At 39.2% G+C, this 21639-nt stretch carries 27 protein-coding genes; 1 reads left to right on the top strand and 26 read right to left on the bottom strand.

The genetic code is table 11. The annotated features are described in order from the left end of the window. From ACNART_RS08975 to ACNART_RS08890, 18 genes are all read right to left on the bottom strand, one after another. Nucleotides 1–215: phage head closure protein (locus tag ACNART_RS08975; RefSeq protein WP_416303574.1), on the bottom strand; the 215-nt coding region annotated here is incomplete at its 3' end. Beyond that, complete coding sequence (locus ACNART_RS08970) at nt 215–514, bottom strand: head-tail connector protein (RefSeq protein WP_004242478.1); 300 nt, start codon at nt 512–514, stop codon at nt 215–217. The genes ACNART_RS08975 and ACNART_RS08970, both read right to left, overlap by 1 nt. Before the next feature lie 38 nt (nt 515–552). Next, the gene (locus ACNART_RS08965) at nt 553–1719 is read right to left on the bottom strand and encodes a phage major capsid protein (protein ID WP_087802799.1); all 1167 of its coding nucleotides are present in this window, start codon (nt 1717–1719) and stop codon (nt 553–555) included. Between the two features lie 3 nt (nt 1720–1722). After that, nucleotides 1723–2391 (bottom strand): HK97 family phage prohead protease, encoded by a 669-nt coding sequence (locus tag ACNART_RS08960; RefSeq protein WP_020946083.1) that lies wholly within the window; start codon nt 2389–2391, stop codon nt 1723–1725. A 17-nt stretch (nt 2392–2408) separates the two neighbouring features. After that, nucleotides 2409–3677 carry a phage portal protein gene (locus ACNART_RS08955; RefSeq protein WP_004242475.1) on the bottom strand — a complete coding sequence of 423 codons (1269 nt, stop codon included), beginning with the start codon at nt 3675–3677 and terminating at the stop codon, nt 2409–2411. Then, nucleotides 3677–5410, bottom strand: coding sequence for a terminase large subunit (locus tag ACNART_RS08950; protein WP_416303573.1), 1734 nt, complete (start codon nt 5408–5410; stop codon nt 3677–3679). Before ACNART_RS08950 ends, ACNART_RS08955 begins: the two co-directional genes overlap by 1 nt. Next, nucleotides 5364–5831 carry a phage terminase small subunit P27 family gene (locus tag ACNART_RS08945; protein WP_416303572.1) on the bottom strand — a complete coding sequence of 156 codons (468 nt, stop codon included), beginning with the start codon at nt 5829–5831 and terminating at the stop codon, nt 5364–5366. Before ACNART_RS08945 ends, ACNART_RS08950 begins: the two co-directional genes overlap by 47 nt. A 118-nt stretch (nt 5832–5949) precedes the next feature. After that, entirely contained in the window at nt 5950–6288 is a 339-nt protein-coding gene (locus ACNART_RS08940; protein ID WP_088495858.1) for an HNH endonuclease, read from the bottom strand. A 32-nt stretch (nt 6289–6320) separates the two neighbouring features. Then, nucleotides 6321–6629 (bottom strand): hypothetical protein, encoded by a 309-nt coding sequence (locus ACNART_RS08935; RefSeq protein ID WP_198621064.1) that lies wholly within the window; start codon nt 6627–6629, stop codon nt 6321–6323. 31 nt (nt 6630–6660) lie between these two features. Beyond that, complete coding sequence (locus ACNART_RS08930) at nt 6661–6870, bottom strand: hypothetical protein (RefSeq protein ID WP_108716960.1); 210 nt, start codon at nt 6868–6870, stop codon at nt 6661–6663. Further along, entirely contained in the window at nt 6867–7451 is a 585-nt protein-coding gene (locus ACNART_RS08925) for a BRO family protein (RefSeq protein ID WP_416303571.1), read from the bottom strand. The genes ACNART_RS08930 and ACNART_RS08925 overlap by 4 nt, the downstream gene beginning before the upstream one ends. Nucleotides 7452–7830: 379 nt before the next feature. Further along, nucleotides 7831–8289, bottom strand: coding sequence for an anti-virulence regulator CigR family protein (locus ACNART_RS08920; RefSeq protein WP_088495860.1), 459 nt, complete (start codon nt 8287–8289; stop codon nt 7831–7833). A gap of 137 nt (nt 8290–8426) precedes the next feature. Further along, nucleotides 8427–8888 (bottom strand): lysis protein, encoded by a 462-nt coding sequence (locus ACNART_RS08915; RefSeq protein WP_416303570.1) that lies wholly within the window; start codon nt 8886–8888, stop codon nt 8427–8429. A gap of 2 nt (nt 8889–8890) precedes the next feature. Then, complete coding sequence (locus ACNART_RS08910; protein ID WP_173807699.1) at nt 8891–9049, bottom strand: hypothetical protein; 159 nt, start codon at nt 9047–9049, stop codon at nt 8891–8893. After that, the gene (locus ACNART_RS08905) at nt 9031–9501 is read right to left on the bottom strand and encodes a lysozyme (RefSeq protein ID WP_416303569.1); all 471 of its coding nucleotides are present in this window, start codon (nt 9499–9501) and stop codon (nt 9031–9033) included. Before ACNART_RS08905 ends, ACNART_RS08910 begins: the two co-directional genes overlap by 19 nt. After that, a complete protein-coding gene (locus ACNART_RS08900; RefSeq protein WP_046334538.1) occupies nt 9501–9770 on the bottom strand; it encodes a bacteriophage protein in 270 nt (89 codons plus the stop codon). The genes ACNART_RS08905 and ACNART_RS08900 overlap by 1 nt, the downstream gene beginning before the upstream one ends. Before the next feature lie 443 nt (nt 9771–10213). Beyond that, complete coding sequence (locus tag ACNART_RS08895) at nt 10214–10465, bottom strand: hypothetical protein (protein ID WP_416303568.1); 252 nt, start codon at nt 10463–10465, stop codon at nt 10214–10216. Between the two features lie 152 nt (nt 10466–10617). Then, on the bottom strand, nt 10618–11046 hold the full coding sequence (locus tag ACNART_RS08890) for a hypothetical protein (RefSeq protein ID WP_416303567.1): 429 nt from the start codon (nt 11044–11046) through the stop codon (nt 10618–10620). 2050 nt (nt 11047–13096) lie between these two features. Here ACNART_RS08890 and ACNART_RS08885 point away from each other — a divergent pair. Further along, a complete protein-coding gene (locus ACNART_RS08885; protein ID WP_087802753.1) occupies nt 13097–15721 on the top strand; it encodes an AAA family ATPase in 2625 nt (874 codons plus the stop codon). Between the two features lie 298 nt (nt 15722–16019). Here ACNART_RS08885 and ACNART_RS08880 read toward each other — a convergent pair whose 3' ends face one another. The 8 genes from ACNART_RS08880 to ACNART_RS08845 all read right to left on the bottom strand — a co-directional run bounded on the left by ACNART_RS08880 (nt 16020) and on the right by ACNART_RS08845 (nt 21629). Further along, nucleotides 16020–16478 carry an Hsp20 family protein gene (locus ACNART_RS08880; RefSeq protein ID WP_075672634.1) on the bottom strand — a complete coding sequence of 153 codons (459 nt, stop codon included), beginning with the start codon at nt 16476–16478 and terminating at the stop codon, nt 16020–16022. A 331-nt stretch (nt 16479–16809) separates the two neighbouring features. Further along, the gene (gene cspA / locus ACNART_RS08875) at nt 16810–17022 is read right to left on the bottom strand and encodes an RNA chaperone/antiterminator CspA (RefSeq protein WP_004244726.1); all 213 of its coding nucleotides are present in this window, start codon (nt 17020–17022) and stop codon (nt 16810–16812) included. A 340-nt stretch (nt 17023–17362) separates the two neighbouring features. Then, nucleotides 17363–17761 (bottom strand): antiterminator Q family protein, encoded by a 399-nt coding sequence (locus tag ACNART_RS08870; RefSeq protein WP_049219743.1) that lies wholly within the window; start codon nt 17759–17761, stop codon nt 17363–17365. Between the two features lie 27 nt (nt 17762–17788). Further along, nucleotides 17789–18814, bottom strand: a complete 1026-nt coding sequence (locus tag ACNART_RS08865; RefSeq protein ID WP_049219745.1) for a DUF968 domain-containing protein — start codon at nt 18812–18814, stop codon at nt 17789–17791. Next, nucleotides 18811–19617 carry a KilA-N domain-containing protein gene (locus tag ACNART_RS08860; RefSeq protein WP_416303566.1) on the bottom strand — a complete coding sequence of 269 codons (807 nt, stop codon included), beginning with the start codon at nt 19615–19617 and terminating at the stop codon, nt 18811–18813. Before ACNART_RS08860 ends, ACNART_RS08865 begins: the two co-directional genes overlap by 4 nt. 21 nt (nt 19618–19638) lie before the next feature. Next, nucleotides 19639–20703, bottom strand: a complete 1065-nt coding sequence (locus ACNART_RS08855; RefSeq protein WP_237612525.1) for a helix-turn-helix domain-containing protein — start codon at nt 20701–20703, stop codon at nt 19639–19641. An 8-nt stretch (nt 20704–20711) separates the two neighbouring features. Beyond that, nucleotides 20712–20891 carry a DUF4222 domain-containing protein gene (locus tag ACNART_RS08850; protein ID WP_017628377.1) on the bottom strand — a complete coding sequence of 60 codons (180 nt, stop codon included), beginning with the start codon at nt 20889–20891 and terminating at the stop codon, nt 20712–20714. 261 nt (nt 20892–21152) lie between these two features. Beyond that, nucleotides 21153–21629 carry a YmfL family putative regulatory protein gene (locus ACNART_RS08845; protein WP_072062657.1) on the bottom strand — a complete coding sequence of 159 codons (477 nt, stop codon included), beginning with the start codon at nt 21627–21629 and terminating at the stop codon, nt 21153–21155. Nucleotides 21630–21639 lie beyond the last annotated feature (10 nt).

The following is a 21639-nucleotide window of genomic DNA, read 5'->3' as shown; positions in this document are numbered from 1 at the left end:
GTATCGATATCAGCGATATAGCGAATAAGAATTCGCGTTGTGGCCTCACTTTGTACTTGCTGGGCTTGAAAATATTCTCGCCCTTGATAAGGCATGATCGCTGCACGTACTTTTGTCGCATGATCCGTCCAAATCACATCACTGCCACTGATGGCATCGGGCGCTAATACTGATTTTTGAATATTAATGGTGTGGCGTAATCGTCCCGGATCCATTAACTACCTCGCCAATTTCGACAAAGCAGTAACAATCGTTCTACTGCTTTATTTTCATATAACGGAATTTCACTTTGGCTGGTTCGATGTTCAAACATATCCCCCAGCACCAAAAGCATGGCCGATTTCACTTCATAAGGGATATCATCGGGTGATTTCCATGTGGGTTCATCACACCATCTCAAACAATAATTTAATGCGCTTTGAGCATAAAATATAATCTGCTCATCACGATCATCACCGCTGTATTCGAGATGCTGTTTTAATAAAGAAAGAGGAATGACATCTAAGATATTCATGATGTAATACGGGATAGTTACCTACCCCGACCTATTACTTAAGCACTTCTTCCAGACGTTGGGAAAGTCCCTTTAATTAAGGCTTGAGGGCGATAATGGGCTAATGCTAAACGCTCTTCACACAAAATGGTCAGCATATTCTTCACAAAGTTATCACGATCTTCTCGACTCACTTCGATAACTGCATTCATTCGATCCCATACTTGAGACGCCAAATCAAATGCACCAACAGTAAACTCACCTTGTTTTTGTGCTTTTGTGGGAACAACAGGTAATCCCCACATTACATTTGAAGTAAACGCTTGTGGGCCACCAAAAATATAACGCCCTTCTTTATCTTTCATTAACGCAATAGCATGCCAATCACGAGGATTTAAAATAATACCGGAGGCACTAAATTCAGATTCTGTCACCTGATAAATGGCATGAGCAATCAGATCAGCATGCGTGTCACCCGTAGCACTCAACGTGGTATCATAGGCAGTGGCAACATGATTAATCCCCGTCAAATTATCCGCAGTACCGTCACCATTAAGTAATTGCTCCTCTTCCACTAATGCTAAGCCATACAATAAGCGATTATTAACGTAAGACTGTAACTGCACAGCATCATCCATCACTTGGCGAGACGCTTGGATCCAATGAGCAATAGTGATCACATTTGCCGTTTGTTTTTCAAAAGTCAGATTAGATTCTGGTTTCTGTGCCTTTTCTTTCACGGGTGCCGCGCTATTGGTAAACAATTTTTCGCGTACATATTCCAGTGAGTTACTGGAAATACGACCTTGTGCTAATAAATCGCGGATAACTAAACGACGCATACCCGGCATAATAATACCCGGTACTTGCATCGGCTGAATGAGAACACCGGCTGAACTCGCATCACTGCCTAATGATTTATTAAAAGTTTTCACTTCATAAGAAGCCTGACTCCCATTCCATGATTTTGTCAGCGCTTCTGCTGCTCGCTCAGAAAAATCTTTTTTCACATTAGGATCATCAGCGCTCGTTGCCCCTTTCTGCTCTAAATCAAACAGACGTTCACCGGCTTTTTTTAATTCCTCTTGAACTAAGACTAAATCTGTTTGTAATTGCTTTGAAACTGCGCCAGTAGCTTCAATTTCTTTCTTCTGTGCATCGAAGAGCTCTTGCACCTTTTTTTGTGATCCTTCGATGGCTTCTTGGATAATAGCTAAGTCAGACATATTCTATCCTTTCAGATTAAATGCATTAATTTGGTTAACAATGGATGCAACTAGGGATTGTTGAGTGTCATCGGACTCACTCCGAATAGCGGATTTGAAGCGGGAAATAAAACCGACTGCTTCTGATTTTGATAAACCGGCTGACTCTCTCAGCCAATCCTCAATATCTCGGATCGTTAATAACCCATCGATGCTCTTGAGTGATGAAACCTGTGCTTGGTCATTAGCGGGAAATGTACAAATACTAATTTCACGTAACAGGGAGATATTTTTAAAAATACGGCCTGAAGGTGTTCGCTCAAAATCATTACGCAGACACCCGAATCCGATAGAAAGCCCGTCAACCGTGCCATGCTTCATTGCCGCTTTTAGATCTTGAGCCGCACTATGACCGGGCGTCAGTTGTCCTCTTACACGTAATCCTTTTTGATCTTCCTCCATGTACTCCCATTTCCCCACAGGAAGTTCCCAGACTCGATGGTTATAAAACATAGCGACTTTTTGTTTTTGCTTATCTAAAACATGCTTAAACGCACCGGGTAAAATAATGTCACCATCGAGATCTTGATGACTAAATACAGAGGCATAACCTTCGAAAACGCCTTGTGTGCCATCCCCCGTAAATTTGATTTCCGCTTCATCAAAATTCAGTGTTTTTCTAATATCAGGCATTGAACCCCCATAAATAATTAAGCCCCACTTTCGTGAGGCTCTTTATTGAGTTGGTTAATCGGTAAATATTGTGCTTGCCGGTAAGCGACATCTCCACCTTCAAGAGGAGGATAATTATCGAGCCGTCGCATTTCATTAATGGTTCTTAGCCCCGATTCTCCCATCGCTTTCATAAACGCGGCGCGTGAAGTGGAATCGCCTCGCAATAACCCATCAAGATTATGCTCAGCATGATATTTCCCCACCTCGGGTGGTTTTAGAAGCCAACGCGCAATGCAGTTTTCCCATCGGGAGATATAGGGTTGTAAGGTATATTGAAGAAAACCTAAGTTTTGTTGCTCAATACCTGTTCCCCAACTTGTTGATTTTTCAACATCACCGACTAAATGCGGGGGAACACCAAAGAAACGGGCTAATTCACTGACTTGAAATTTGCGGGAAGACATCGTTTCTGCATCTTGAGGACTAACGCCAATATCTTGTGCTTGAAATCCCCCCTCTAAGATCCACAATCGTTTTTTAACGGGGCCACCCGCAATTTCTTTGAAATTCTCTTCAAGTTGGCTACGTTGCTCTTTATTTAATACCTTATCACCCGTTGTTAGAATTTTAGGAGACTTAGCCCCATTGGCATAAAACTCACGTTGTTGATCTTCCATCGCAACGGCCGTGCTTGCTGTCTTACACGCATAAGCAATCGGCGACAATCCGACTAATCCATTAAAACCAAACCCTTTTAAATGAAAAATTTCATGTTGTTTAAATTTCGCAAACTCATGATCACGCTGATATTTATAGATAATATTCTTCCCCTCCATGCGTACATCCATATTGGCAGACAACAGAGGAAGCAAGCTAATCACATCACCCACTTTATTTCGCTCAATCAACGCGAAAGCATTACCATAAAAGCAAAGCTGCATAGTCATTGCCTCTCGGAATTCTTGAGCGGTCATATATTGATTGGGCGAATATCGCAGTAATCGAGCCAATGGGTTACTTAAATCAACTTTGGTTCTATTTCCCTGTTTATCCGTTTCGAACACATCCAGTGGCAAACAAGCCGTTAACGTCGAAATTAAGCTAACACAACGCCAAACCGTGGATATTTGGAGTATTCGCTCATCATTTACAGAAGAATCACCAAGCGAGCCTTGCGCTGAGATAGCGCCTGATTGTGAACCTTGTTCAGGTGTCACAAGTCTTCCCCCAACAAAGAAGGAAGCCAGACGCGCAAACCAACCATGATTAGTGCGCAAATCGATTGAATATTGTTTATCTGTCATCACATACTCAATGGGTTAGAGAAAAAATCATCAAGGTTGCCATCATCAACCTCACCTTCCGCAGCCCCAATCGCCATTGCTGATGCCACCACACCATCAATTCGACCAGTGCTTTTTTTCTTGGCAAAGACGCGGTTATCTTTTTGGTCAGCCTCAAGCACAGCAGATGCGGCATTCCATCTCAAACAAGGATTGGTGTGGATCTCAATCTTCTTGTCATCAATTAGCTGTTCAAACAGTTCGATAGAGTGTGGCATCCATAGCCCTGAATCTTTGGCTTTGTAATATCCTTGTCCATGCGGAGTTAAAGGAACCGTCACACCCGCTTCATCGAGTTTGGGTTCAAGGTATTTAATGCGATAAGGGTCAAAGGCAATGGCTCTCATGCTGACGTGCATCGCCATTTCAGCAATGCGTTCTGCCACAAATTCATACCTCACCGCATTCCCTGGAGTGGTATGCATAAAACCTTGCCTTACCCATAAGTCGTAGGGCACTCGGTCGGTTTTCGCTCTATCCAATAAAGTGTCTTTGGGTGTCCAAAATTCAACATAAAGACGTTTGAGGCGAGGAAAATACAGGGCTAATGCGGTCAAATCTTTGGTTCCCGATAAGTCCAATCCGCCATAACATTCTTCACCTTGAAGATCATCGAAGGTGAACGTGTTTTCACACTGCATCCATGTTTCACTGTTAATCCACGGATTATCGGCATCCACCCACTGGCAAAAATTAAGCCGACGCACAATGCTTTCTTTTGCGGGCATACCTCGAGCTTGTGTCACTTGTTCACGTAAGTAGCGATCAGAAAAGGTGTAGCCCAATGACGGATTGGCTTTCCCCCAGCAAGACTCATCCTTAAAGGGATCATCGTCCTCATCCAGTGAGCAAATATAGGAAAAGAAGCTGTCGTCTTCGATAGTGCCTTCGGCAACTTTTCGTCCGTATTCATGATAGTCATAACACACACTGGTTTTATCATGCCCACTATTGGTGATCATAAATATCAAGGCTTGTCGCCGACCTTTAGTACCCGCTCGCATCATCTCGACAGCGGTATTATTTTTGTGCTCATGAATTTCATCTATCAACGCACAATGGGGACGAGGCCCTGATTGCCCATCATCTGAGCTAATCGGGCGAAAGAATGAACTCGTTTTCAAATAAGCCAAGTTCCACTCTTTGCCTGTTCCGCCTGATTTGGTGATCCGCTGACTTAATGCGGGAGATTGATCAACCATCGCCACCGCATCACGAAACAAAATCATGGCTTGGTCTTTTTTCGTGGCTGCTGCATACACTTCGGCACGCGGTTCACTGTCAGCGACTAAACAATACAACCCAACGCCACCCGCCATCGGTGATTTTCCTGAACCTTTGCCTGATTCAACGTACACCATGCGAAATCGGCGTGTGCCGTCTGTCATTTTCCAGCCAAAAATAGAACCAATCACAAAGCATTGCCAAGGCAATAAAATAAACGGTTTGCCTTCATGCTCCCCGCCATTGAGCTTTAAGACTTTCGCAAAAAAATCGATCACTCTTTTGACGGCTTCGACATCCCAGACTAATCCTCGTTGCTCGGCTTCGTTTAAGTCTTTGAGATGACGTGCACATGCATGACGAATATCAGGCCCCGCTAAGATTTTGCCTTGATGCACGTCTTGCGCGTATTGCGTTGCGGGATCAACCGAAATATTGGTTGAGCGGATCTTCCTCTTCTTCTCCACCATCCATCTTCACCTTCGAACGAGCGGCGGGGGTTAAACCAAACTCGACTAAATAACTTTTAAAACGGCGATCTGCATCAGCCAACATGGCAACAGCAGGATTCGCTTTAATTAAAAAATCCCCTAGTTGCGTTTTTGTGGTGTATGTCCGACCTTCAATGGCAATGGTGTCTCGCAATTGAAGAATATCAGCGTAGATATCACACAGCCGTTCTAATGCCAGCGTGTCAGCCACGGTTAAAACGCCCATTCCATCGAGTAATAAGGTTAATTTTGCCCACGCCATTTTCCCCCAATCCGTTAAATGTTCGGGTGGGCTTAGAATTTCACGTTTGGGTTGGGGTTCTTTATCGTTGAGTTTTCGTTTTCCCGGATTACCAGTGACCACCTTCAAGTGGGTCGGTTTCGGGCGTCTTCCTGCCATCGGAACCTCCCAGAAAAAAACTTTTCATTTCGCGGTTGTGCACACAAATGAGGGCGCTAGGTAATCAGAGCGAAAGTGTTTGAACTTTTACCCCGCCCCCACCCTGTATTTCATGGTGTTATTGATGCCAATGAGAATTGGGATCGAGTGGAATGCCATCCGCATTACAGCCAATGACTTTGCCACTCTTTTCGATACGTTGTTTGGTTGAGTTATGATGCAGTTCGCATAAGCTTTGGAAGTTCTTTGTGTCCCAGAATAAGGCTTGGGCTTTTGCGATACGTTCTTTATCACCTGATTCAAGCGCTTCTTTAAGACGATGCGGAGTAATGTGGTCAACTACTGTGGCAGCAGTAATGCGCCCTTGCTCTTGGCACATGACGCAAAGTGGATGTTCATTAAGAAACGCTAATCGCACTTTAGCCCAGCGACCACCATAGACATTGCGTTTTTTCATGGTTTATTCTGTTTATTATTCTCTTTTACTGCTCATTCTACCTCAATCAGTTTAACTGGTTTCTCACCAGCCTCATGACACCAATTATTATATTCACTGACAGCACGCATGAGATCACTATCCGTCCGTCCAATCTTATCAACTAAGAAAGTTAAGCTCTCAGTATCAAAAACAACGACTTCTGGCGGGACATGATTGATATTCCCTTTCTGGTGAAGAGAATAGATTACTGCTCGCAGTTCATTTATAGCCTTAGATCTTTCAAGATGCTGTACTTTGATTTTGTCAAACAAGACTTTACAACGTCCTATGGCTTCATAGTTAATCTGTTTATCTGACATAATGTTCTCCAATAAAAAAGACCACTAGGGTCTATTTTGTTTTCTCTTTAGCAAATTTACTCGCCCATACTTTGGCGATATGCAAGCAATCGTCAAACATTCGCCCTTTCTTACTCGCTTGAGCGATTCGGCGATAATGATCTACTGCCATGTAGCTTGCTCTCTGGGTGACAGATAAAGAAAAGCCGAGCTTCTTTAACTCGGCCTGTATGTTCTTTTCTATGAATTGTTCGTGATTCATGCGGGTTCTCCTCCATCTGGAAAATCACCCATATCAGGTAAAGTAAGTTGTGATAAATCAATAATGGCTTTCTTTGCTTTGCGTATTTTCTTCAAATGACGCTTGCGCAAATTCATCAGGTCACTACCTTTCTTACCAAAATTTTCGAAAGACCAATTATCCGCTGCTACTAATCTATTTTGCATTTCGTTAATGGTAAGGCTTTTGAGCTCATCCATATCAAGATTCGCTAGCTCTGCTTGAGGTTTTGACTCCTTCTCAGCTAAGTCTAGTAACCAGCGTCGAAGTGCTTTAGCAATATCAGTTTTAGAGAGAATACCGACCAAATGAGCACCTCTAACCGAAAATATCCGCACTCTTTTATTTTGTATCTCATTGTTTTTATTACTAACGGTCAAATTGACCGTCTGAGACATGCCATCGGTAAACTCATCTTTATTTCGATTAAAGATACGAGTTACTGATGACTCATCTTTGTACCCAAGTAATTCTGAAAGTTGCTTGTTGGTAAACCAGATTTTTCCATCACCCTTATCAAATGGGGTGATTTTGTTACCTTTAAAAACTAAGGATTTATTCATAGCGTATTACCTTCATTTGAAATGAACCCTCGTTCACATAGAAAATCAGCCCGTCGAAGCTCGCCAGCTATAACTGACTTCCTCGAAGGCTCATATCAAAGTGATTGGATCCGACGTTTGTGAATTGCTCTGTGAATGAGCGATGAAATGTGTATAAAAAAAGCCACCAGCGATATTGAACTGATGGCCTTTATAGCAATATTCTATCTACCATGATCCTTTAATGGATATTTATTCAAGGAAAATATAAAAATTACTTTGATTATTAACAGATTGGCTGAGTGGATATTGGTAATACTAGTGAGAGCTCAAACTCACAAGGTTATTTTTATAGATTAAAACCCCACAATGATACCGAATATATTTAACCCACTATGTTTTAATCAAAAACATTATTAATAATTGAAGTGACTATCGCTGTACTTAATGCGATCAATACCAAATCATTTCCAACAATGCGCCATTCGTAACCAGGATAGTAAGGTAATTGGCTAAGCATTTTTTCAGGAACCATTTTCTTCGCAATACCCGGAGGCAATGGCTTTCCTCTTACTAAATTTTTAGCAATACCTGGAGGGAGTGATGAATATCCAGTAAATCCACCATTCAACGCAATTGCTCTAGCCTCATTATAAGATAAAGAAATTGAGAAAGAGGTTTCATTATCAAAGTGATTATTTTGTGATTTATTATGCCATTTGTTTGGCTTCTCTCCTTGATATCCTTTACTTTGACCTCTTCCATGCCCATTATCTGGATCAGCATAAGAAGAAACAGATATCATCGACAAACCTATAATCACCAACAATAAGTTACTTATTCTAGAAAGAATACCCATGTCTATGACCTCAGCAATTAATTTTTCACAGAATATCCTTCGAGTTACACAACTACCATAAGTAATACTCCTAGAAAAAATAACTGACAGGTGTCATTGTTGCTAACTTAGTGGCGAATACATAACTAAGTCTTTTTTTATTTCAAACACTCCAGCCTTATATAATCCTGCAACCCTTTAATCATTTGCTCTGACTCGGCAATTCGCTCTCTGAGTAACCAATAATTTCGGATAGCGGTGTCAGTAGGTCTGGCGGTGGTTGCAGAAGCCAAGCTGGTGGCGGAAGTGGTTTTGCTTTTTGGGCACTCGGCTTTGATATACACCCGCTTAGGATGATGCTCGCTAATATCACGCAAGCGGCTAATTTCATTCTTAGCATTCGCTAACTCCTGCGTATATTGAATATCCAGTCGGTTTAACCGCATTATGCGTGCTTGATAATCAGTATTAATAGACTTCTGTTCTTCGAGAGCAATCGTTAGTTCTTTGTTTGTTTCTACTAACAGATTAATTCTGTTAGCTTGCCTGTTAATCACCCAATAACTACCCACAATGATGCCTACCATCACAATGACAGCATAGAGTTTCCCGTATTTCATGATTAGTACCGATGATGTGAGAGTGCAATCTGACAGCGCTTTTCTAAACTAACTTGGTCTTTAGTACATGAGTTATCAATCAAGAGATAAATGCCACCAGCGACTGTAATGAGTAATGCAAGAATAAAGCCGATAATGACGATTAAAGGTTTCCATGACATAGTGCTGACTCCGCCTCTCGACGACTGACAAGCTCTCGCCAGACCTTTCCTCTTGCATAAACCCAACGTTTCATTTCTTCACAGGCTCCCGCTCTATCACCAACATTTAGTTTCTTAAGTAATGTTGAGCGAGCAAATGCGGTTGTACCCACATTAAAAGCAAAGGAATATAAAGCGGCTTTGGTGTAGTCATCGAGTGGTACTTTGATTAATACATCGACTTGCTGTTGTGTCTTAATAAAATCATGTTGTAATAACGCATCACATTCTTGTTGTGTGTATCTCTTACCTTGAATAATGTCTTTCCCTGTATGCCCATAACAAACTGTTAGAACACCCGCCACATCACGATAAGGTTCATAACGTACACCTTCAAAATGGGCTATTACTACTAACGCAATTGCTGTTGCTCCTGCTGTTGTTATCGCCGCTATTTTCTGTTTGAGAGACATTAAATATCCTTTGGTGCTTTCACCATTAATTCAGCAAGCCTTTTTAACGTTTCGGTCGGATTTTGTGGATCAACATGACGAACAAGCTCTTCGAATAATTGAGTGCGTTTTCGTTGCTCTCGGCGTGTCATAAAATAAGTGGCTAAACCCAAAACCATGCTGAACGCCATCCCGATGACAAATCCCCATTCATATAACGAAAGACTGGCAAAAAAGGCCGTTAGGCCTGCTGTTCCATAAGTTACATTGGTTAATTTTTCCATGCGCATAGTCACCCCCTGAGGAGTGTCCGTTGATAATTAGTGAGAGAGAGTTAAACATGTGAAGGTGAAACTTGAACTAACGTTATGATTTAGATTAAAACGAAAGTTTACAGTTCTATTAAGGATAATATTTTTACAAAAAAAACTTATTTGACTTAGTGCAAATTTCTATATTAGTAAAACGAGTAAACTATGAGAGATGGCTAAAGTTTAGTTGATATATAGCTAATCTATTTTAGTTATCGATTGCTTCTAATTATTATATAGTATCGCTATTAAAGCCTTCGTCCGAGGGCTTCTTTTTTATAAATCTCATGAAACGATCGTTACTCTCCCTAAATCACAGCATTCATTATCTAAGGTAAGGTTGTCTCTTCTAAAATTTAAGTAATACCTTTAGAAAAACTGTTTTTAAAATTCTTTTTACTCACATTATGAGTAACATTATCTTAATGTGAATTTTTCTTGGAATATGTATAAAATATTTTTTTGATATATATCCATAGCATAATACAAATAACAAATACATTAAAAATCAAAAAGTTATATAATGATAATACTCCGCCATGAATAAGCATTGGTATTAAATTAAGTAGTACAATGGTAAATATCAACCAAGCTATTCTCATTGATTTAAACATTACTTTTGACTCATATTTATCCGCATCAGCTATAAGCTCATCTGGTTCTTTAATTTTCATATCGCCTCTTATTGTTATTCAAGCCTCATCAATATAAAAATAATACTTATTAGTCTTTTTACTTTAAAGATGTTTTTATTATAAGATCACGATCATTAAAAGACTCATATATTAGATAGCTTATAAAGTTAATTTAAACCAATAAGTTACATTCAAGAAAGACTAGCATATTTTGAATGAATTAATGTTAATAAACCTTCAGGCACCTGCTCTTCAAGTGAGGCATTAGAAACAATCACAAGACCGTACATGGATATCCATGTATTCGTTTGTTGTAAGTGTCCCTGAATAAATTGCCTCGCTTTCTCTAACAAATAAACACAACTCTCTTGTGTGTTTTTGCGCCAATAGGATTCAATCGCCACCAGCAATGGAGCACCAGCATCACTAATTTTTTGCAAGCCGATTCGATATTGCTTTTTACCTGCGGGAGATGTCGTGCAAATTAGTTGTGTGAGTTGTTGAGTTTCGCCATCAGCCGTATGGATATTCGCCGTTAAAATGACGGAGGTATTCTTTTCACTGTCTGTTTCTGATGCATAGTGAAGACTAAACTGTAATTCGCTTATCTCTTTTGACATAAATATTTACCGATTTATTTAGATGAAACATATTGATATTTTTATATTACAATTAATTATTTTTGCAATATAGTTATTGAGTTTTCATTTTATTTTGTTTTTAATAATAATGTCATTAATGCTGTAGATTTATATATTCTAATTTGTTCATTTAGTTAATATGATCTCTTTTTTATATGTTACATAAATCAGCATGATTTTCCGTTTAATCCATCTATCCCAGATGGATTTTTTTTATACTTACATAATGAAAATATCCTCATGAAATATGAAAGGATTCAATTAAACAAAGTCTAATAAAAATACATCCTAGAAATTATAAGCTTATTTGTTAAATCACATTCAAACTAAAAATGATAAATTTATAATTCCAAATGATAATTTTCATTCTTTTTGTTGTTTTTTACTTACTTCGTGTTATTTTCAATAATGTACATTACAACTCACATTAATTCTTCCTTTTCCCACCTACTTACCGTAGGTGGTTTTTTTATTTATCAACGTTTTATTTTTTATTATTCAAGCTATCTTTATTAATGATTTTTTACATTTAAAATTAGGAAATTAAAAATATAAATTTGTGATCAAAATCAATAAAATCATTAACAACAAATATTGACCATTATAAAAAAATAATTTATTAATAATATCGAAATTAATTATTTATACAAAATGTGTAATCATTGATTTCAAAAATACTTATTTAAAACAAGTATTTAAATTCCTTCCCACTGCATATTTTATTTGTTTTTTTAAATCCATCTCACTCAGATGGATTTTTTTTATTATTCTTGTTTTTATGATTTTTTGATATTTTTTTATTACAACCCTTCTTTATTACCATATAGTTATTGCATTTTTATTTTGTTTATTTTATTAATAACACTGTTAATGCATTAGATCTCATTTAAATATTTATTTCATTTAATTGTCCTCTTTTTTGTAGATATGTTCTCTTCATTATATGATTGGTACTAGTTGTACTTTTAATCCATCTTCTCCTGATGGATTTTTTTTATCCTTAAAAATCCTTACCCATAAAAAAGATACGATTATTTTTATAATACTTTGATATTTTTTTATCTCATCTTAATAAAAAAAACAAAAACCATGGAAATTTAAATTATTTTATAATATAAAGAAAATTCATAATCTTTTTCTTATTATAACTATATAACCCACTTCCCCCAACTCATCTTGGGGGCTTTTTTTATTGGATGATTTACTTAATAAATCGGCTTTGCCTATTTTTACATTTTTACTGAGGTCAAATTGTAACGTAAATTACCCTCGGGATATGCATCAGTGGATCCATTTATCATTGTCTTCTTCTGGTTTTTCTTCTTTTTCCTTTCAATCAATAAACGACTTACTTTTAATGACAGAGGTTCATTTCACCATCTATTTCTAAGGCATACTGTAAACTAAAACTATAATCCGCCATAACATTTACCGATTTATTTTAGTTAATAAGGTGCCGACTCACAGCTCTTGTGTGAACGGTATAAGTGGGTGTTGATTCTGTGGTCGGCGTAGATGAAAAGGCTACAAAGTAACCTTATTTAATTTAGGGTTGAATATATTAATGAGAATAATTATCATTACATATGTATCAAATTGACAGGTTTGATACGAATTAGTACGACATGACTTACATTGCTTCTTGCGTTTATTTTATATGCCGATATGACTCCTAGCGTATCGGCATTTTTTTATTATATTGGATAATTTCGTACTAAAAATTCAGATGTATATACTTAGATTTAACCTGATGCAACGATAATCCAAGGCTGAATCTAATGAAAGCTCCAGTATATGAATTTCAGTTTCTCTTTTATCCACAATAACATCCTTGATTATCATTACTAAAAAACACTCAAAAATCTGGTTTATTATAGTTAGTAAAGAACAAAACCGTATGCCAAAAACTTAGCCGTTGTCACAACTAATAAATTGTCGCCAAAGTGCTACAGAGTAATGTGCTATGCTTCTCTAACGTTATGAATTTTTTTTGGTTTTACATTTAAAAATGATAACTACAGGTGGAACTATGGCAATATTGCAGGAAATATTAACTTGGACGCAGGGACTGCCTGCGTGGCAAAGCGATGCAGTTTCTCGCTTATTAGTAAAACAGGCGCTTACGCCACAGGATCATGAAGATTTGTATGCGTTACTCAAACTTAATTTTGGCATTCCTGACCCCAAAAATCGCCATGCTAAGCCGCTAACTGCCGATCAAATTCCAGTACAGGCTAAGAAAGACACAGATATCAAACTATCCGCCATCAAAAATCTTCACAATGTTAATGCCATTGCCGGAAATCAACAGTTAGTGATAGGTTCAACAGGCATGACTATTATTTATGGCGATAATGGTTCTGGAAAATCGGGATATTCGCGAGTTCTGAAACAAGCCTGCCGTGCCCGCGATCAGTCAGAACCGGTTCATCCCAATGCTAATTTACCAGACGTCAAAGCGGGCAATGCTCAGGCATCATTCAATATCACTATTGATGGCACTGATAAGGAGGTAACTTGGCATCAAGGAAAAGAAGCACCACCTGAACTTTCTTCTTTCTCTATCTTCGATACGCGTTGCGCTCGTGCCTATTTAGATAATGAGGATGATTTTTCTTATGTGCCATACGGTTTGGGAGTATTTGAGGCTCTTGCAAAAGTATGCCAGCAACTGAGAACCTCTATTGAGGCAGAACAAAAACAATCAGCAGTAGATCTCACCACATTTGCTCATCTGCATGGTGAAACAGCTGTGGGCAAGCTGATCTCTACACTCTCTGAAAAATCCGACATTCTAAAAATTGAAGCCCTCGCAACTCTCAAGCCAGATGAACTTACATTACGAGAGACCCTAGAGAAAAGCCTTAAAGAGAACAACCCAAAGGAAAAAGCTGGTTTATTGCGCTTACGTGCACGCCGTGTTATAGCACTTGCTACAAATACAGTCGAGAAAGGGATTATCGTTGGCCCAGAAGCTATTGCAAAGTTTAAAATCCTTGCTGATAAATTCCGTACAGCCCAAGCTGCTGCTGCTCTCGCTGCAAAAAGCTTCAAGGAGGGAGAAAACCTTTTACCAGGAACAGGTGGAGAAGCATGGCGAGAACTATTTGATGCAGCCCGAAAATTTGCTTTAGAAGCTCATCCAAATAAGCAGTTCCCGAATCTCGAACAAGACGATCCGTGCCCGTTATGCCAGCAACCATTGGCTAAAGGTGCGGAAAGATTGCTTCGATTTGAGTCGTTTATACAAGCAGAGACCGAAAAAACTGCTCAGATATGCCGCAAGGCACTCGCTGATGAATATCGCCCATTCAATGCCGCCATTATCACGTTAAACTTCGATGAAATAACACAGGCGGAAATAGCCGAATTTGCCCCATCATTAGTACTCGATATTAAGTCTTTCGAAGCTGCATTGGCAGTCCGGCACGAAGCAATCAAAACAGCTATTACTTCGCATGACTGGACTAAACTAGATACAGTATTAGACAGCCCAGTAGATAAGTTAAAAGAGCTAGCAAGCAAACTGAATACTGAAGCAGAATCCTTGGAAAAAGCTTCAAATGAAGAAGCTCGCGCTGCTTTACTGAAACAACTTGGAGAATTGGATGCGCGACTAAAACTCAGTCAAGTCAAAGAAGCCGTACTTACTGCTGTGACGAAACTTGGACACCTAGCAAAACTCAAAAGCTGTCTTAGTGGAGTCAGAACAAATGCGATATCCATTAAAGCATCCGAACTAGCGGAAAAGGTTGTATCCAAAGAACTAGCTGACGCATTGAACCGAGAATTTAAAACATTGGGAGTTGGTAGTTTGAGTGTTTCCCTGCAAAGCCGTACAGATCGAGGAAAAGCACTGCACAAACTTAAACTTCATTTGCCGCAAAGTCGCTCTCCAGGAGAAATATTGAGCGAAGGTGAACAACGAGCCATTGCACTCGGCTCGTTTCTAGCTGAAGTAGAATTGAGCGGTAGTAAAGGAGGTGTAGTCTTCGACGATCCTGTATCCTCCCTAGACCATCGCAGACGCGAACGCGTGGCCAAACGTCTCGCAACTGAAGCATTGCAGCGACAAGTTATCATTTTCACCCATGACATCTACTTCCTCTGTTTGTTGACCGAAGAAGCAAAACAAGCAGGCGCCACAGTGTTCACACAAAGCCTTACTCGCCGCGCAGAAGGTTTCGGTATTGCAGATCCTGAGCTGCCGTTTGAGGGAAAAAATACAAGTAAACGCGTTGGCACGTTGAAAGCGCAGCAACAATTAATCGCAAAACTATACAAAGAAGGTAATGAGCAAGAACATCAACGACAAACAGTTGACGCATATTTTCGCTTACGTATGGCATGGGAACGAGCGGTAGAAGAAGTTCTCCTGCGCGAGGTTATTCTTCGCTTCCGCAAGGGCGTAGAAACGCAAAGGCTCATTGGTGTTATTGTTGACGATAATGACTATGCACAAGTCCATGCTGGGATGAGTAAATGCTCTAACTACGCCCATGACAAAGCCATGACGGGCGGAGTTGCAGTTCCTGAACCAGAGGAACTTCTTGCTGATATTATCGCTCTAGAGAGTTGGCGTGCCCAAACACACAAACGCTCAGAAGATACAGCCAAGAAGCGCAAAATGGGGCCTGTTGTGACAATGGTATAAACATACGTCGGCTATCCTAGGAGTAAAGGTGGTTGTTCAACCACCTTTACTCTAAACAACTCTAAACAAAAAACTTTCTTTGAGACTCTTACGGTCTCAGTCGGCAAAAAATAAATTTAAAGTATAATTTATTGCATGTTTTTTTATATGTAGCATTCAGATAACCTCGTAGCAGTGAGTACATTAGTTAGTCCGCAGATACCCTAGTCTGAGTTAATACAATTTAGAGCCCCTGACAAAAACAATTAAGGCTACACATCATGCGTAGCCTTAATCTTATTCACGTTATCTAACTCAATTATTTTTTATCTTTATTTTCTATCGCTATTGTTTGCCGTTTTTCTTCTTCAGGCAACTCATACTCAATAGCGATGGTCAGAAGTCCACTTGATAAATCGGCTTTTTCTATTTTAACATTTTTACCGAGGTCAAATTGCAACGTAAATTGTCCTTGAGATATGCCTCGGTGGATCCATTTATCATTGTCTTCTTCTGATTTTTCTTCTTTTTTCCCTTCAATCAATAGACGACTACCTTTTAATGAAACCGATAAGTCATTTTCTTGATATCCAGGCACACTCACTGTCAGTTCATAATGGTTATCATCAATCTGTTTCAGGTTATAAGTCTGTATAGGTGATGCTATTGGCTTACTGCCTGTTAACTGACTAAACAGGCGATCTATCTGATCAAAACGATTTGAAAGTAAGTTGTCAGATAATGTTGGGAATAATGAAAAAGGTTTAATGTTAGGCATATAACTCCTCCTTCAGTATTTAGTGAATTATGGGCGGTATCTTATTTACCCAAAATATAAATATGAACGAGCAAGTATTTTTCAAGCCCTAAAATCTAAATTTTTTATCTTTAACCAATATGAGATTGTAGATAGCAAAAAACCCCGCCGAAGCGAGGTTTTGTATATTCAACTATTTAATGCTTAACTCATTTGAGCTGTCATCACACTTTTGCAAAAGATACATTTTGCGCCGTGTGGATTGTTCACTGTGACATCGAATTGTGATGTTCTATATTGTGAACCGCTACAACAAGGGCATTTAAAATAGAGGCGAATAGTAATAGCGCCTTTAGAGAGCCACCACGTTGCCTGCTGCTGGGCCTTTCATACCATTTTCCATGGTGAATGAAACTTGTTGCCCTTCAGCTAATGTTTTGAAGCTATCACTTTGGATTGCAGAGAAATGTACGAATACATCTTTGCTGCCATCAGCTGGAGTAATAAAACCAAAACCTTTACCTTCATCGAACCATTTTACTGTACCAGTCATTGTATTAGACATAGAATTTCCTTTAATTTATTTAATTTTCCATAAGGCATATGCGGTTTGTTTTGTATTTTTACTTATGGGTATTAATTAGAAGGAATTCACAATGAAGAGGTATCGAGGATAACGCTAAACGGGAACAACTTTAAACTTACTAACATAAATAGGTCTGTACTTCCAAACCAGTGACGCTATTAAGCCATAGAAAAATTCAGATAGCAAACTTTATTTTTTAGCGATAAATCAGCTTAAGTGTGCCTCTAAAAAACATAACCCCACTATACTCACGAGGTTTTTAATTGATAAGAGGTGTAACATCAAAACCATTATTAACACAATATATTGTGTTTTGTAATTACGCAAGACTATAAATATGGTGTTTTCTAATTATTTTATCCATATCTAATTTTACGTTATCAACCGATAAACACCCTTCAATAAATCCTTCCGCTGTCTGCAATCGCTTAGCCACTTCATTATGCGAAATACCAAGTTTTGAAGCCATTGAACGCAAAGGATAATTCTTCACATAGTACATAATAACCAATTGAAACAAGTAACTATTATTTACCTTTAAATGTAATACCGCTTTATTTATTTTCAAGCCATCATCATCTGAACATTGCTCTCGGCTTCGTCTTGAACTTGGAATTAATCCTTTAAAACCAGCAGCGATTGATGAGTAATCGATACTATTTCCCTCATTAGCTGACCACGCACCCCAACGTGATAAAACTTCCTGCATATCTCTCATACTAATACTCCCCGTGCCGTATACACGTTAAACCAATGCCCCCATTCCTAATGAACGGTTTAAAAAAGAAAATAACAATTCGATTTGGTTACCATAATTGGCTTCCCACAATTTCGGATCACGATGCAACTCATCATGATGTTGCCGACATAATGGAATAGTGAATAAATCATGAGCTTTCGTTCCCATGCCTCCCATACCATGTCCGATAATATGATGCGGATCATCAGCTTGTTGTCCGCAAACACAACAAGGCTGTGTTTTTACCCATTGAAGCCATTGAGAATTCTCCCAACGGCACATTTTAGGTTTAAGAAGAAATGAGGCTGGAGGTTCAGGATCGACAGTCACATTAATAACGGGTTTTATGGCATCTAAACGCGCATTCATTGCTGATAGTGCTGTTACTTCATTGGGAACAATATCAGCTTCAGGAAAACCGCCATGCACTCTACGATCTTTAGGTTTATCAGACCAATTTAGAATACGACGTAATATAGCATCAGGTAATTCATTAACCAGTTTATGCATCACGGCAAAAGCAAAAAAGTCAGGTATCGTCAGCGAATGGCTATCATCTAATCTCAAACGACTGCGAATAGTATCTATCATCCAAGCAATACGATTTTTATACGCTAACTCAGCAACCCACCCCGCCGATGAATTACGAATATGATTATCATGGTACCAACAGGTTCGTATCACACCGTCTTTATGCCATGTGGTTGTTAATTCATGATGATGATAACTGTCATGCTTATCGTTAATCTGGCAGCAATGGATATTCCTGCCTATCCACATATTCATCGATACCAGCCCGCCCATAGCTTGGATCACTTTTTCATTATTCAAAAAATCAACAATGCTCTTGTTATTCAATAATGGCTGTTCGTTCCCTGTTAATTCACCAGAAGGCCATTTATTTAAACTCTTTGGTACATCACTAATAATCACACGAGAATGTTGTTTAAGTTGCTCAAACAACTCCGCTTCAGGCTTCAATAAAACAACACCAAGATCGGACTGAATATAGGGTGTTAACAATAATTTCATGCACTCACCTGCTTATTCAGCATCACCATACGGATCAATTCATCCGTTTTACTTTCAAAGAAATGGGGTTGGGTTTCACGAGGATTATTAGGGCTGGTCATGTTCTTCCCAAACTGACAGCCTCGGGCAGTCACTGACCAGAACTCTTTCATTTTGTTGGCAGTTTTCGTACTTGGACGAGATGAACGTTCAACAATACCGAGATCAGCCAACCGCTTATAAGCTTGTTGCGCTGAAACAGGTAATTGGTGTTTTCTAATCAGTGTTGATAAAGCTACTGTTGGACGACTTGAACCATCCATTGATCCACTTGGCGCATCAATCGCATACACAGGGGCTAATTCGGGTAAGCCTGCCATGGCTTGTAATTTTTGATACGCCCCTAATTTTGAAGAGTTTGAGAAATTTAGGCTCTTAGCCATCGATTCAAGCAATATAACCCCAGCTTGAACTTTATCGGCTAACTTTTCGTCGTGTTGCTGTGTTATCAATGCATCAAAAGTACGGATCACTTTTAAATGAAATGATGGGCTTATCCACATTGCATAGGCATACACTAATTCTTTGCAAACATACGTTCCTTGGTTAAGCCCACCAACAATGGTCATAATGGGAACCGCTCCTGTGATCTCAGGAGCGGTTGAAATTTCATCAATCAATTCTTTAGTTTGGGTTAAAGCACTCCAATTCGAAGGTTGATGCCGTTTTTCACCACCTGAGACTCGATGAAGGTCATTTAAACAATAACGCCCTGCGGTATCTCGACGAATTTGAACACCATCAATAACAATTAGTCCATTCATGTTATTTTTCTCCACTCTCGTTTATAGCAAAACTTCCTGAGCAACTTGTTCTGCAACTTGTTGCCAAATACCTCGCCACGCAGCTAAACCTGCAACCTCATTCATTCGGCCTAGACCATTTTTCTTTGCCTGAATAGCGGCTAATTCTTGGATTTTATTTTTAGGTTTCCAACCCGTACCCCAGATAAGCCGGAATGTTTCATCACGCTCTACGGAGTCGATGGTGATTTTTTTCTTACCCGCCAAACGTAAGGTTAAATCATCCCATTGAGCCCTAAGTGTACGAGGACACTGAACATTCTTTTTCCAAAAATCATCTTGCGTAATTCGTTTATAGAACTGACAAATTTCTTTGTGAGTATGCCCATCAATCGTTGCCATTAAGCGAATATCATTAGCCCAATCAGTGAAATTTGGCTCTTTAGGCGTTTTTAATCCCATCTCTTGAAACACTTCGCATTTACGGCTGAATAACCATTTAGCGCACTTCAAATCGTCAGCGGAGCCCCATTTTTGAAAGTTGGCGCTGTAAATCACAGCTTCAGGATAACGAGTTAAAAAATCATTTTTGGGCTGGTCGCTGGATTCGCCAGAATTCTGCGACGAAGAATGATTTATTGATGGATCATATTTTGAAGTTACTGATGGATCGCCCTCAGGAGCTGGCGGGTCAAAATCCCTATTTTTGCTCGATTTTGAGGGAACAGAATTTGATGCAACAAATTTTGATGGGTCAACTCCTGATGCATCAGATTTTGACGCGTCAGATTTTATTGGTTGAGAAAGTGCTTTCTTTGCTGATTGGTATAGTTTCTCTACATTCAGCTGATAGATATTGCTTGCGTTGCGATTGCCTTTTCTACGCTTTTCGCTGGTTAACCACCCTTCTTTTTCCAACTGTTTTATTGCTGTGCGCACCGTGCTTTCACCCGCACCAATTTGACGAGCAATTGTCACAACAGAAGGCCAACAAATGCCTTCATCATTAGAAAAATCAGCTAATCTTGCCATGATAGCGACTGATGTGAGTTTTAAACCTGCATGGGCGCAACCATCCCAAACATAACTAGATAATTTAACACTCATAAGAGGCCTCACTTAACTCGGGTATATCTCTCTTTAAATCTTTGAACTGGCTCGCATTGTTCGTATTCACAACCATCAATCATAAAAATAACGCGCTGTTTTTCTCGATCATAACGAATGACATGAACAAGGAGCCCTCGAGGGTTTCTGTAATAGCGATCAAGACGATTGGGATCTTCATTTCGCATTGCATTTTCCTCCACTCAAGAAATAGAAATCAGCCCATGACTTTTTCAGTGTCCTCTTATCTACCAAATCGATATTTTTTCGGTAGTTGTGTGATCGATTGTCACTCGGTATGCTTTCTATATAGCGAAATGTTCCCTCTTTAGTTAAGGGTAAACAGCGAAATTGCTTTTTAGGTATTAGATGCGCTAATCTACTCATGCTTATTTCTCTTCACATCATTGAAATTGGCAACCGAAGCCAGAGGCCGTATACCTTTGGCTTCACCCTTTCTTAGTCGCTTCCTGTTTTTCACCGTATAACACTTTCAGTGAATCCAAGAACCCAATTGCATACGCAAAAACTTTCCCTGTTTTTCGATAAATACGCCCTATTTCTTCATCCGTTAAAACACCATCAACAAGGCTTTCTTGAATTAAAACGGCGAGTGATCCTTGCATAGCAGCCAATGTCATTCGCATATCAAATAGCTCTACTTGATCTATCTTTTCTGCTTCTATTTTTGGTAATGCACTCATGCCATGACGTTCTAGGTGATATTCCACCAGCAACTTAGTGCCCGAAATATCTTCCATGGCTTCTTGTTCATCAATATCAAAGAAACGACAGCCATTTTTTTCGTATAACTTGTTATTAAACGTCTCGAGTGACATACCTAGAGCCCCTGCCATAGCAGAACGTCCACCCGGCAGTGCTTTGCACATTTCTTTAATAACTTCTTTAATTGAATGTTTGCTCATATCTACCTGC

This window comes from Proteus sp. LHD240705 (assembly GCF_047921555.1).
Taxonomy (GTDB): domain Bacteria; phylum Pseudomonadota; class Gammaproteobacteria; order Enterobacterales; family Enterobacteriaceae; genus Proteus.
The sequence above is the reverse complement of the archived record's forward strand: the minus strand, read 5'-3'. Positions and strand labels throughout refer to the sequence as shown.